Source organism: Salinibacterium sp. (assembly GCF_031364185.1).
In the GTDB taxonomy this organism is placed as follows: Bacteria; Actinomycetota; Actinomycetes; order Actinomycetales; family Microbacteriaceae; genus Rhodoglobus.
This window is the reverse complement of record NZ_JANLVV010000228.1, coordinates 1-13461: the sequence shown is the minus strand read 5'-3', so window position 1 is coordinate 13461 and position 13461 is coordinate 1. Positions and strand designations below refer to the sequence as shown.

The following is a 13461-nucleotide window of genomic DNA, read 5'->3' as shown; positions in this document are numbered from 1 at the left end:
TACCTCCGCGCCGGTTCGAGTTGTCGAGCTCAGATCGCCTGTCAGCGAGCACGTTTCAAAGTCGGGAACGCGAGTAATTGACTTCGGTACAAACATCGCTGGACAAGTGCGCGCGATCATTCCGCCATCGGAGGCAGGAAGCGTGAAGTTCTGGCCAAGCGAGCTATTGAACGACCACGGCGACGTAGATCAGACGTCGACGGGAACTCCGATCTTTGACCGACTAACGCGAGCAAGCTCCGGCGCACAGTCCACGCAGTTCCGCCCTTCAATGAGCTACCACGGATTCAGATACGTGGCAGTGACCTCTGACTCGGACATTGCACAGGGCGTGGAGATCTGCGCAGCAGTATTACGCGCGGATCTCCCCGTGGTGGGGCATACGACTACGAGCGACCCGTTCCTTAACAAGTTGCACGACATGATCGATCGCGCCGTGCAGGGAAACATGTTCAGCGTCTTCACTGACTGCCCTCATCGTGAAAAACTCGGGTGGGTAGAGCAGCTCTACCTCTGTTTCGATGTGCTCGCCCGCAGCTACGACGTATCAGCCCATCTCCGACAGTCTCTGACTCATATTCGCGACGCCCAGCTTCCATCCGGCCTGATCCCAAGCATCGCGCCGGAGATGATCGACTTTTCCGGGGATGCTTGGAATGGCGATCCAAACGCTTTCCGCGACGATCCGAATTGGAGTGGGGTCATCGCACACCTACCCTGGCGCCTGTACGAAACCTATGCAGACGAACGGGCCCTCTCCGAGAACTGGGACGCGATTGTCAAGCATGTTGCGTACCTCGACGGCAGGAGTGTTGACGGTCTCCTTGACTATGGGCTGGGCGACTGGGTTACCACGGACGCAACAACGCCGCGGTCGATGGTTGCTACATACGGATACATCACCACGCTCGAAGCAGCAGTCAAGGTTGCTCACACACTCGGTGAGCGCGACGCTGCAACGCGATTTACGACAAGCCTCGAGTACTCCAGGGGAAAATTTCGGGACGCCTTTTGGAGTGCTGATTCGCAAATTTGGGGGTCGGGGAGTCAGGCGAGCTTCGCACTCGCCTTCGACCTCGGACTGGTCGACCCAGACGAGGAAGCTGCGACTTGGGACGCTCTTCTGGCCTCGATCAACGAGGCCCGCGATCTTATCACCGTTGGCGAGATCGGACTTCCCGCGCTACTCCGCACGCTGACGTCCCACAAGGCGGATGACTTGATCAACATGCTTATCCGTCAAGAACATGGTCCTGGGTACGCCCATCAAGTCGCGTCGGGGGCAACTGCGCTCACCGAATCTTGGCAGGGGCCCGAAGGGCCGGCCGCCCAAGGATCCCAGAATCACTTCATGCTGGGAATTATTGATGATTGGCTCACCGGGACGGTGTGCGGCCTGCGTCAACAGGCTGGATCGATCGGATGGCGGCGGGTGGCTATCGCTCCGAAGTTGCTTCAGGGCGTGGACTGGGCTCGAACGAGCTTTTCCTCCCCGACTGGCGAGATTTCGGTTGCTTGGCAACGAAACGCCAGGCTGGTGACAGTCACGGCAACGCTGCCTCCCGGAGTTTCCGGCTCGCTGGCTGTCAAGGACACTTTCATGGAAATCGGTACCGGTGTGAATTCAATCACGGTTGAGGAGTGAATCGCGTCGGGCCAATTTGAGGTGAGAAGCCCCTCCGATCACCCCCGCTGGCGCGGGGTCGCCCCACTCCCCCGCGGTCGGCGGACGCCTCAGACGTTATGGGCCGTCGCGGCCGATCTGGCGATTGCGCGTCGACGCGGGAACTCGAGTACGGGGCGACTTGCCCTTGCGGCCACCCTGCACTACCGCGCACGGGTGACGTGCCTGGTCGACGTCGGCCTGCTTCCATGCGATCGCTGCTGCGGCCTGGTCGGGGCCCACCGTGATGCCCTCGACGTGCAGCTCGCGCCGCTCGACCGAGTCCCATGACAGCTGGCGTCGTGCTCGATGTAGGCGGCGAGGTCGCGGAGGCCCTGCGCTTCCTCGGCATCCGAGAGATCCGCGGACACCTCAAACACTTCGGCACCGACCACGACGCCAGCAGCGAGGTCCGGGTCGTCGCGAGCCTGCGCCTGACGCTTGTCGTGCTCGGTCCGCTCGGTGTCGCGGTCGACGAGGGTGACGCGCACCACGGCGGGATCGGCGCCCGTCTCCAACACCTCGGCGTCGTACCGCTCGCGCAATTCTTGCCGAATGCGGCTCTCGGCGTCGCGGGCGGCCTGGTCTTCGCCGCGGAAGGTGGCGGCCGCCTCATAGTCGCGAGCGATGTCGCGCACTTGGGCCTGGTCCCACCACGACGTATTGTGCACGGGTGCAAGCACGGCTCGTGCTGCGACCCTCTGCGCGTCGAGCTGCGCGTGCAGCTGACGTGCCACCTTGAGGTCGCGACGCGTCGGCCGCTGGGCGGCGTCCTGTCGGGCCTGGACCGTCGTGCGGGCCAACTGCGCGGCAGCAATGAGCTGCTGGCGGATACTGCCCTCGGCTTCTTCGAACACTCCATCGGCCTGTAGCTCTGCCATGGCTCTCCCCCTATCCCTTTATCTATCTAACGCTCAGCGCCGCGCTCGGGCGGCGTAGTCGGTACCTGCGGCCGCGGCGCGAGCGGCGTCGGAAGCGGGCTGCCTGCCGGTCGTGCCGGTGCCTGCCCTCCGGTGGCCTGGCGCAGCGTCCAGGTCATCGGGCTCTCGGCCGCGACAGTTTCTGAACCAGCGCCGACGAGTTCGGGCATCCGGGCCCTGACGGCATCCAGTCGTGCGCCGAGGGCGTTGCGGATCTCCGCCGCACGTCGCGACTCGTCGACGGCCTGGTGCATCGAGTAGATCGCCTGCGCTGTGCGCATCAGCTGACGGAACAGCATCGCCTCAGCCTGCGTGCCCTGGCCATGCGTGGTCGCCATGGCCATGAGGTTCGCCGCCCCGGCGATCGAGCGAGGGCCGGCCGTGTTCTTGCGTCCAGCGTCGCGGGCTCTGATCTGAGCTGTGCGGGCGAGCGTCCGCGAAGCGGGCCAGATGTTGCCTCGACCCGCTGCGACCATGCGGCGAACGCGCCGCTGGTTTCGCGAGCGACCCTCGCCCACGTGGCGCGGTCGGTCGGGTCGACGACAGTGAGCTCGTCGCGCGGCTGTGTCACCTGGTCGGTATACTCGCGCCACAACTCCGGGCCGGGCTCGTGCTGCTCCCGACCGGGGGCGACCGGCGTGTACCGCACCGGGTTTCGCCAGGTCGCTCGCCACTCGTCGACGCCGGCCTGTGCGGACTGTGGCGTGTCCGGCCAGCCGTCACGAAGCCGCGGCAACGTCAGGTCACGGGCGAGCCGCCCTCCCCCACGCCATGCCAGACGATCGACTCGTCCTGGTTCCTGGTTCGAGGGGCGACGGAGTAGTCGGCCACAACATCGTCGCGATCGGCGGCGAAACTTCGCTCGAGGAGAACTCCGCACGAGTGCAATCGGCACACAGTGATCAGAGGCCGATAAGTTCACTTCGCCTAGTGAACCAAAACCCGGACAAACACTGGGCTCCGGGGATTCGCAGTGGCTGAATTTCGGCCCAAATTTGACCCGAAACTATTTGAAGTGTGGGCAAGATGTGGGCAGAAACCACAACAGGCCCGACCGCATTCCAAAGGAAATGTTGGTCATGCCTGTTATTTGGTGCGCCCGGGGGGATTTGACTCCCCTACTGCGCCGCCTGCCCACTGCTTCGCAGCGGTCCGGACTGCACAGCGGGGGCCCACGAGAGGCTTCGCGTCCACCCAAACGAGCAAACGAGAAAGACCCCGTCAAAAAGCAACGGGGTCTTTCTCGCTGGTGCGCCAGGGGGGATTTGAACCCCCGGCCTATTGATCCGTGGTCGAAGGCCGTATCCGCAGAACTATGCCGAAGTGGCTGGAATCACTCCAAAAGAGTGGTGACTGGGTGCGACCTCGATGACGTGAGCTGACCATGATGCTCCCCAGGTGTGGGTGGAATATGGGCACGGAGTATCTGAGCAATTCCCAAAGCATGGGCATTTCCACCACTAGCGGTAGGCCTGCAACTGGCCGGTCGGTGGAGGGGGACGAGTTCAATCGGCGATGAGTTCGAAGTCGTCCAGCCTCAGGTCACCTGTAGACGTACCGGTCTGCGTGTAGATCTGGGCTACGAACAACGTGCCGGTCCAAGTCAAGTTGAGTGTGCCCGCGACCTGCGCGTAGGAGGTGCCAACCGCCGTCAGCGGCGTTGCAATATACCGAGTTCCTGCCGAGTCGATAAGCCGCACCACCACCATCGCGCTATCTGATCCAGACGTGAAGGTGGCCCATGTGCTCGCCCAGTACAGTCCTTGGCCGGCGCCGAGCAGATCAGGGCGGATGTCTTGGTTGGCGCTGGAGGCAACGCTAGTGCGGGATGCGATCCGCAGCGCTCCAGTGCCTGATCGCGGGCTGGTTGAACTGGAGATGACGGAATTCTGTGCCGCCCATCCGGTTGTTCCCGTCTCGAATCCCTGATTCGCAAGCAGGTTTGGCGCCAGTTTGAATGAGAAATCATCCAGATAGAGATCCGCCGTTGAACTCGCGCTTTGCGCATAGACGATCGCCGAGGTGAGGGTTCCGGTCCAAGTGATGTTGAGGCCGCCAGCGACCTGAACGTAGCCGGTTCCCACAACGACCGCCGGGGTTTTGAACCAGTGACTACCGGTGGAATCCACTGTGTTGACCAACACGAGGAGCGAATCGGAACCGCTGCTTAGGCGAGCCCATGCGCTAGCCCAGTATGTGCCTTGGCCGTTCGCCAGTAGGTCGGCCTTGACATCCTGTTTGGCTGATCCCCATACTGCCGACCGCGATGCGACTTTCACCGCGCCGGTCCCAGAGTGAGCGGTCGTCGAGCTGGAGATTGCGCCCGACTGCGCGGTCCACCCCGTGGTGCCGTTCTCGAACTTTGCGTTACTCAGTAGGTTTGCCAAGTCGTAGGCGGCGAACACCAGTGACGGCGCCCAGCTCGTGAGGTCACTCGTCGCGTTTCCGCTGGATCCACTGGAGACCTCAAAGCGAATTGCGTCACCGGAGAGCACGGGCTCCGAATCGAGGTTCGAGTTGACTCCTGATGCGTCGCTGTAGCCGATCGACTGAGGCGTTCCTGCGGCCGGCCAGATCACTACGCCGTTCCTGGTGATGCGAGCGAGGACGCCGTCGCCTCCAGCGATGTCGTTTTTGAGAACGCGGCCGCGAATGGTCACGACCCCATCTGCACTGGCGGTCCAGGTACGCGAGATCCACTGCCCGGTTGCGGCGGGTGGGAGTTGGTTCGACCGGCCGACGTATGCTCCACTTCCCGCCCAGCGGGAGCTCGGGCTATCCCAGACCAGGGCGGTGTATGCCGATCCTGTATATCGCTCGTAGGACCAGCAAGAGCTGCTAACGGTGCATGAGGCGCCGCCGGTGTTCGCAACCGCAGAGTAGATGGCGGCCGAGCTGTTCGGTGATGCCACTGAAGTCAGGTTTCCAGCGATCGAGAATGCGGCGATCCCGCCTGCGTAGCGCTCGCTCATCATGGTGGGTCTGGTGGCAAGATTGTTTGTGACGGTGCCCGTGGGGTTGCGCACATTGTTGACGGTCTCCAACGGCACCTCATTGTTGATAAAGGTATTGCTGTCGACCAGGTTGTCGGTGTTGTGGTCGTCGGCGCCACGAACGGGATTCGCGGGCGGGGCGAGTTGCAAGAACTCGATGCCCGAACCAGCCGTATTGGCGAACGTGTTGCCGAGGTACGAGACGTCGTCAATGTATCCCTCAGCGTCAATAGCGGACTGGTCGGATGACCCTGTGTCGGCCACTCCGTCCCACACGTTATTGGCGAACAGTGCACTTGTCAGGCGGTAGGCAAACGTGGTGGTCGTTCCTTGGGGTTGTGCCCGCATCGACAAGTTGGATGAGTAGTTGTCGATGAACCGAAGGTTTGTGATTGCCTTTACGTCCCAAGCGTTGCCCTCGATGTTCTGGGCGATGTTGTCCTTGATCACGACGTTTGTGTAGGTGTGTGCCTTGCTTGCGTCTGGTGCCCAAACCTGCACGGCTTCGCCAACATCGATGAACCGGTTGTTGCGAATCTCGAGGTCGGTAAGCAACGGCGCGTCCGAAGGCCCAGTTACGACTGCGGTGGTGAGCGCAATGCCCGTCGACATCCACGAACATCCGGCAGGTTGGGCGAGAAAGCAACCGCGAAGGTCGTGCACGTACAGGTTGTTGATGCGCAGCCCGGCGTGTCCGCCTGACGTGAACGTTGCCGTGAGCCCGTTCGCGGCGTGGGAGAACTCGAGATCGGATACGACCCAGTAGGACGGGTCGGTGATGGAGCCAATCGCATCGGTATCGTTGTTGCCGGCGCCGCGGATAATCGGGGCGGGTCCTGTTCCGTATGCTCCGAGTGCTACGGGTGAAGACCACGATGTTCCCGCACCTTTGAGAGCCAGCGCGTTGTTTGGTGCACCATTGACGTTCCAGGTCGAGCCCCGTGCCAGTCGCACGCTGTCGCCCGCGCCTAGCGTCAGTAGATTCGCGTTCGCGAAGTCACACCACGGCCCGGTCGTCCCTGTCGTGTGAGTCTGCTGAGTACCTTGATAGCTGTTGCTGCAGCCCGCCATGCTGACGTAATACGCGGTTCCCGCCGCATGCGCGGCACCGGGAGTCAACACTATTGAGGCGAGCACGAACGGCATCGCTAGTGCGACGAGTGAGATGCGCTGGGCATGTGTCATGTGATTTCTCCGTTGAAAGCACCGCGGATTGAACCGGTTCACACGGCTCGGCACGAACTTAGATCCAACTCCGTCGTGCTGTCAAGGGCGAAGAGTTGAACGCGTTCACTCTGGGAGCTAGCCTGTGCTGAGAGTTCGAATCCCTCTGACCTCCCGGTCATACCAGCGAGCCAAGGATGTACCCGTGCCGCAGAAGCCCACGATCCGCGATGTCGCGCGAGTAGCCGACGTCTCCTTGGGCACCATCTCGAACTACCTCAATGGCACAAAGCCGGTCTCGCCGAAGTCGGCCAGCGCCATCGAGTCGGCCATTCAGGATCTGGGTTTCATCCCGAATAGCGGAGCTCGCGTCATGCGTGGTGCTCGCAGCCACGCAATCGGATTCATCATCCCGGACATCACGAACCCGTTCTTCATCGAGGTCGCCCGAGGAATCGAGGACGTCGCGTTTCGTGCCGGCCACGTACTCGTCACCTGCAACACGTTCGGCGACCCCCTTCGTGAGGACCACTACGCACGAAGCCTTTCCGAGATGCGGGTGATGGGTGCCATCGTCACTGCCACTACAGCGACCGAGTCGCACCTGAAGCTGCTTGCCTCCAGCGGCGCAGCGCTGGTTGTCCTTGGTGCTCCGTCGTCGCATCCCTCGCTTCCGACCGTGAGCGTCGACGGTGAGCTTGGTGGCCATCTCGCGATGTCCCACCTGCTCGAACTCGGACACCGAGACATTGTGCTGGTCGGAGGGCCGGCCGGTGATATGCAGATCGGCGAGCGGTTCGAAGGTGCACATCGCGCCTGGCGCGAGATGGTCGGTACAAGCGGAGCTGAATTGCGAAGGGTCGACGCGCAGGGCAGCACCCCAGCGACCCGAATGGCCTCTGCCGACGTGATCGCCGCCCTCGATCCGATGCCGACCGCCGTGCTCTGCGCTAACGACGTGATCGCGCTAGCAATCTCCGCCCGATTGTCGCAACTCGGCTTCGTCATACCCGACGACATCTCTGTAGTCGGGTACGACGACATCGATGGCGCTCAACTTTCGGCAATGCCACTCACAACAATCCGCCAACCCCAGTACGACATCGGCCACGCAGCGGCGGAGATGGTGCTCGCACTCGCCCGCGGTGAGACGCTTGCGACACGATCCGCCTCGTTCGATCCCGTGCTGATGGTGCGAGCGAGCACCGGAGCACCTCGTGGCCCGGCATAGAACAGGTATCTGATCAGCCCATTCGAGGTGGATGTTGACTTTCCCTGATCTGAGTGATTATTATCACCATGAAAAGTGAAACGGTTCACTAGTGGGATTCGGACTAGCTACCCCCGGCCAATGACGGCTCCCATCGCATCAGTCATGGAGGACTTGTGAGCATCAAGAGAATCAGAAAAGCAGCAGCTCTGAGCATCGCGGCAACGTTCATGCTCGTGTCGGTTTCGGCCTGCGCGACACCGACGGACACCGGCAGCGGAACAGATGGTGCCGAAGGCGTCTACACCGCCAAGGAGGTGGCCGAAGCAACCGGGCCCTATCAAGTCAAGCCGCTATTCGCTGTCCCCAAAGACATCGAGAACTTGCAGCTCGCGTTCATCAACCCGGGCGAGAGTTATGCATTCTTCGCGGCGTGGTCGCAGGGCATCAAGGATGCCGCCGACTTCTACGGAGTCACCGTCGATCTGGCCGATCTCGCGTTCAAGTACGAGAACTCGTTGTCGGCGTATGAGCAGCTGTCAGTGAAGCAGCCCGTCGTGGTGGGTAGCGGTGGTGGCGCGATGAACGCCCCGACCGTCGAGGCCATCACGGCGAACGACGCGAAGGTCGTCGTCATCGACGGTGCGATCGACGGTGGTGTCGACTTTGGCGTCTCCGACGACCAGGTTGGCGTGCTCGCTATCACGACGATCGCGGATGCGGTCAACGAGAAGCTCGGCGGGGAGTGGGCCGACAAGGAACTGATCGTCGCGGGAATCTCAGCGGCGAACTGCGCGCCGTGCGACGCCCGTGTCGCGGCGTCCTTTGCCGAGGCTCAGTCGACGTTCGGAATCGAGGAGTCAGCGACATTCCGACTCGAGCCCGCCGCGGGCTCCGACCCGACCACCGACGCCGCAAACCAGTTCACTGACTTCCTTACGGCTCATCCGGATGCGGCGATCATCGTCGTCTCCTACGGGGATGCTCCGGTCGTCGGTGCGGTGAACGCGACTCGTGCGGCTGGTCGTGCCGCAGACGTTCTGGCGATCGCCAGCGGCGGGGACACCACCTCTCGTGCCGCACTCCGCGATCCGGCGAACGCCAGCTTGCTGCTCGGCTCGATCGACTACCAGCCCTACTCGGAAGGCTGGAACTGGGTTGAGGCTGCGATTGCAACCCATCTGGGCGAGACCTTCTCCGCCTACGAAGTCACCCGGGTACTGACGTCGGACAACGTCGACGAGCTCTACCCCGACGACAAGTAATGAGCACACCATCAAGCGGTGCCCCCGTGACAACATCCGTCACGGGGGCACTGCCCCTCGCTCCCCGCCGCTCCGGCGCTCGTCTCGTAGGTGACTTCTTGCTCGAGTACGGCATGTTCGTGGCGCTCGTCGCCCTGATCGTCTTCTTCTCAATCGCTTCCCCCTACTTTCTGACCCAGCAGAATCTGATCAATATCGGCCTCGCAGTGTCGATCTCCGGCATCATGGCAGCCGCCATCACCGTCGGCCTGATCGCCGGCCAACTCGACCTGAGCATCGGCGCCGTCCTCGGCCTCAGCGCCGTCGTAACCGCCCTCGGCATCGAGAAGTTCGGTCTGCCGATGCCGCTCGCGGTAGCAATCGCCATCGCGGTCTCACTCGTCGTCGGCCTCATCAACGGCGCCCTCGTGGTGGATGTGGGCATCAACGCCATCATCGTCACCCTCGCGATGGCGCTGACTTTGCGGGGGTTCTCGGCAATGCTCACGGGAGGCCAGACGGTAACGATCAGTGACGGCCTGCTGCAGGGCTTGGTGAATAGCCGCCCCCTGGGGATTCCCGTGCCGATTTACATCGCCGTGATGATCTTCGGAGTTCTATACGTCTACCTGACGCGCACCAGAAGCGGCTGGCATGTCTACGCCGTCGGCGGTAACTCGAGCGCTGCGCTGCGGGCGGGGATCAACGTCAAGATGATCTACCGCGGTACATTCCTGCTGACCGCGGTGGCCGCGTGCATCGGCGGCATCATCAGTACCGGTCGAGCAGGAGCCGGGGGACCATTCTTCGGCACTGGCGCCGAGTTCGACGTGCTCACCGCGGTGCTCCTCGGAGGTATCGGGCTCGGCGGAGGCGCGGGTCGAATCGAGCGCACGCTCGCGGGCGTAGTTCTCATCGGAGTACTCAACAACGGCCTGACACTTCTGTCAGTCGACTCATATGTTCAGGCGACAGTGCGCGGGGCAGTGTTCGTGCTCGCAGTCATACTGGGCGCGATAGCACTCAAGCGGAGGTCACGATGATCGACAGCGTTCTCGCTACGCCGGCATTGTCCGTCGTAGACATTCGAAAGACCTTTGGGCACGTACAAGCGCTCAGGGGCGTCTCATTTGACCTCATGCCGGGTGAGGTGCTCTCGATCGTTGGCGACAACGGTGCCGGCAAGTCCACCCTCATCAAGGTGCTGTCCGGTGTCTACACTCCCGACCCGGGCGGCCAGGTGCGCGTCCGCGGTGAAGCGAAGACACTCAGCAGTCCCACCGTCGCACTGGGCGCTGGCATCGCCACCGTGTATCAAGACCTGTCCCTCGTTGATACCAGGGATGTCTCCGCCAACCTCTTCCTCGGTCGGGAGCTACGCCGAGGTCCCTTCGTCGACAGCAAGCGGATGATCATCGAGTCTGAACGGGTTCTCAATGAACTCACCATGAACCTGCCTAGCGTGCGAGTGCCGGTCAGCTATCTATCGGGCGGTCAGCGACAAGCCGTCGCCATCGCCCGTGTCCTGTTGCACGGCGCTGATGTCGTGATTCTTGACGAGCCGACTGCCGCCCTCGGGGTACAGGAGTCCCGCCGAGTCCTCGACGTGATCGAACGGCTGAAGGATCAGGGTAAGTCGATCATTCTCGTCAGCCACAACCTTCAGCAAGTCTGGGACATCACCGACCGATTCATGGCTATGCGTCTCGGCGCGATCGCGGGCATCCGCGAAAGGCAGTCGGCTTCTGTCGACGAAATCGTGCGGCTCATCGTTTACGGCAACGAAGCCGACTCCCCTCGCTGAGCGCGCCCCTTTCCACTTCTTCACTAACTTTCCATTGGAGTCTTTCTTGTCTCGTCCAAAAGTTCTCGCCTACTACTTCCCCAGCTGGCACCGCGATCCTCGAAACGCCGCGTGGTTCGGTGACGGATGGACCGAATGGAAGCTGCTCGCCGACGCAAAGCCGCGCTTCCAGGGGCACCGCCAACCACGGGTGCCGGCAGCCGGTGAAATCGATGAATCTGATCCACAGGTCTTCGACACGCAGATCGCGCTCGCGACCGAGCACGGAGTAAATGGATTCCTCTTCGACTTCTACTGGTACGACGATGGCCCCTACCTGAATGCCGCACTCGACGACGGATACCTCCACGCCGGAAAGCGCGATGACATCGAGTTCGCTCTGATGTGGGCAAACCACAACCTGACCAACATCTTCCCGTCAGCGGGTCCCGAGGTTGAGAAGCCGATCCTCAAGAGCGGAGCGATCGACCGCGCGGCCTTCGAGCGCATGGCCGAGCACATCATCGAGCACTACTTCAGTCAGCCGTCGTATCTGAAGGTCGATGGCCGCCCATTGTTCTCGATTTACGAGATAGGTTCACTGATTGAGGGACTGGGAGGGGTCACCGCCACGCGAGAGGCCCTCGAGTGGTTCGACGAGCGAGCCCGTGCTGCAGGCCACGCGGGCATCCATCTCGATGCCATCGTCTGGGGCTTCGAGTTCCTGCCCGGCGGCGTCACGGTCGACGACCCAGCGCAGCTCATCGATGACCTGGGATTTGGATCAGCCAGCTCCTACGTGTGGATTCACCATATGGACCCCGACACTCAGACCTTCCCCACCTCGCCTTGGAAGGACGTCGAAGATGCCGCGTTCGCCGCGTACGACGAGTACGCGAAGTCTCTCAACGTCGCCTTCAGCCCCAACGTGACAGTCGGATGGGACGCCTCTCCACGCACCGCCCAAGACGTCGAGTTCATCGAAGGTCCCTACCCGTGGATTCCCGTTTGGGATCCAACCCCAGCCGAATTCGAACGTGGCCTTCGCCGGGCGGCCGCCTTCTTCGAAGATTACCCGCGCGAAGGGCCGATCCTGTCGATCAACGCATGGAACGAGTGGACCGAGGGCTCGTCACTGTTGCCCGACACGGTAAACGGCACGGGATACCTCGAGGCGATCAAGCGGGTCTTCGGCACCGTACATCAGGACCGTGGCGGAGCCCAAACTGGCTGACTGGGCCGCCGTCTGGCAAGACGGCGGCCCAGTGGATCCGCGCAACAACATCGATACTGCCTCGCTGATTGCCGCGCAGCCCGAGCTCGCCGGCGTTCAGATTTTCGATCTCGACATCCCGGGCGTACCCGCGCGACGGTACAGCCCGCCGGACCCAGCAGACCACCTGCTCGTCTGGATGCACGGCGGCGCTTTCGTTGCAGGCAACCTCGACATGCCCGAAGCCAACTGGGTCGCACTCGCCATTGCAGCGCGAGGCTCACACGTGCTCTCCATCGATTACCGCAAGGCGCACCGCGGCGTGCACTTCCCACTACCGCTCGACGACGTGCTCACTGCGTGGGTCTGGGCGCAGAGCCAGGGATTCTCGGCAGACCGCATCCACATTGGTGGAGCCAGCGCGGGCGCTGCGCTCGCCGCCTCTGCGGTACTGAGCCTGCGCGACAGTGAGGGAATCCTGCCCGCGTCAGTGGTGCTTGCCTACCCGATCGTTCACCCGGAACTGCCGCCACCTGCCACTGATCTCGCGGCACGCCTCGCTGGGCTGGATGACTCGCTGGTGTTCTCAGCTCCGCTTGTCGACGAGATAAGCCGAAACTACATCGGCAGGGACGGCGACCTCGGCGATGGCTACGCGTTCGCGGGCAACGGTGAACTGCACGGGCACCCGCCGACATACATCATCAACTCGGACCGCGACTCACTCAGAGCATCTGGCGAGCTCTACGCCCGCCAACTCCTCGATGCCGGCACGAAAGTGATCGTCGAGTTCGAGCCCGACACCACACATGGACACCTGGACCAGCCACACTCTGATGGAGCTCAACGCAGCGTCGCGCGCATTGCACACTGGCTGAAGTTTGGCGCCTAGAGCATGCCCCAGGCGACTTCCACGACTCGGCTTGTACTCCATTGCGAGCCAACAACACCCGAGGTGCCTTTCGCTATCGATAAGTCTCAGTTCGCTGAGCAATGGCGCGGTGCCTGCGCCGGTCGCGTACCAGCGACGGCTCCCTCGGGCAGCGAGGGGGCCATGATTGCGCTGGCCCCCCCTACAACACACAGATTGGGTCCAAGCACACTGCTGAGGGAATGTGCTGAGGTTCGGCGTCCTGCGTTGCTGCGCGTGCGCTCGACGAGGATGAGCTACTTGACCACATGTACCAAGGTCACGTGGTCAACTCCGCCGGCTGGTCCAAAACCTCGACAAACACTGAACTCAGAAGAGCCGGACAGGTCGATTTTCGGCC

Annotated in this window: 10 protein-coding genes; 7 read left to right on the top strand and 3 right to left on the bottom strand. The window is 62.4% G+C overall.

Translation table 11 applies throughout. From position 1 onward, the window contains the following. Positions 1–1645, top strand: a 1645-nt coding sequence (locus RMN95_RS10165) for a family 78 glycoside hydrolase catalytic domain (RefSeq protein WP_309616806.1), incomplete at its 5' end; no start/stop codon positions are given. A 182-nt stretch (positions 1646–1827) separates the two neighbouring features. Here RMN95_RS10165 and RMN95_RS10160 read toward each other — a convergent pair. From RMN95_RS10160 to RMN95_RS10150, 3 genes are all read right to left on the bottom strand, one after another. After that, positions 1828–2544 (bottom strand): hypothetical protein, encoded by a 717-nt coding sequence (locus RMN95_RS10160; RefSeq protein WP_309616805.1) that lies wholly within the window; start codon positions 2542–2544, stop codon positions 1828–1830. A gap of 26 nt (positions 2545–2570) precedes the next feature. Next, positions 2571–2921, bottom strand: coding sequence for a hypothetical protein (locus RMN95_RS10155; protein ID WP_309616804.1), 351 nt, complete (start codon positions 2919–2921; stop codon positions 2571–2573). A 1167-nt stretch (positions 2922–4088) separates the two neighbouring features. Next, the gene (locus RMN95_RS10150) at positions 4089–6761 is read right to left on the bottom strand and encodes a carbohydrate binding domain-containing protein (protein WP_309616803.1); all 2673 of its coding nucleotides are present in this window, start codon (positions 6759–6761) and stop codon (positions 4089–4091) included. Between the two features lie 184 nt (positions 6762–6945). On the opposite strand from RMN95_RS10150, the gene RMN95_RS10145 reads away from it, so the two are divergent. The 6 genes from RMN95_RS10145 to RMN95_RS10120 all read left to right on the top strand — a co-directional run bounded on the left by RMN95_RS10145 (position 6946) and on the right by RMN95_RS10120 (position 13082). Continuing rightward, on the top strand, positions 6946–7971 hold the full coding sequence (locus tag RMN95_RS10145; RefSeq protein ID WP_309616802.1) for a LacI family DNA-binding transcriptional regulator: 1026 nt from the start codon (positions 6946–6948) through the stop codon (positions 7969–7971). A gap of 155 nt (positions 7972–8126) precedes the next feature. Further along, positions 8127–9215 carry a substrate-binding domain-containing protein gene (locus RMN95_RS10140; RefSeq protein ID WP_309616801.1) on the top strand — a complete coding sequence of 363 codons (1089 nt, stop codon included), beginning with the start codon at positions 8127–8129 and terminating at the stop codon, positions 9213–9215. Positions 9216–9241: 26 nt separating this feature from the next. Next, the gene (locus RMN95_RS10135) at positions 9242–10237 is read left to right on the top strand and encodes an ABC transporter permease (protein WP_309616800.1); all 996 of its coding nucleotides are present in this window, start codon (positions 9242–9244) and stop codon (positions 10235–10237) included. Then, complete coding sequence (locus RMN95_RS10130; RefSeq protein ID WP_309616799.1) at positions 10234–10998, top strand: ATP-binding cassette domain-containing protein; 765 nt, start codon at positions 10234–10236, stop codon at positions 10996–10998. Before RMN95_RS10135 ends, RMN95_RS10130 begins: the two co-directional genes overlap by 4 nt. Positions 10999–11044: 46 nt before the next feature. Further along, entirely contained in the window at positions 11045–12211 is a 1167-nt protein-coding gene (locus tag RMN95_RS10125; RefSeq protein WP_309616798.1) for a glycoside hydrolase family 99-like domain-containing protein, read from the top strand. Continuing rightward, positions 12189–13082 carry an alpha/beta hydrolase gene (locus RMN95_RS10120; RefSeq protein ID WP_309616797.1) on the top strand — a complete coding sequence of 298 codons (894 nt, stop codon included), beginning with the start codon at positions 12189–12191 and terminating at the stop codon, positions 13080–13082. Before RMN95_RS10125 ends, RMN95_RS10120 begins: the two co-directional genes overlap by 23 nt. Positions 13083–13461: the final 379 nt, after the last annotated feature.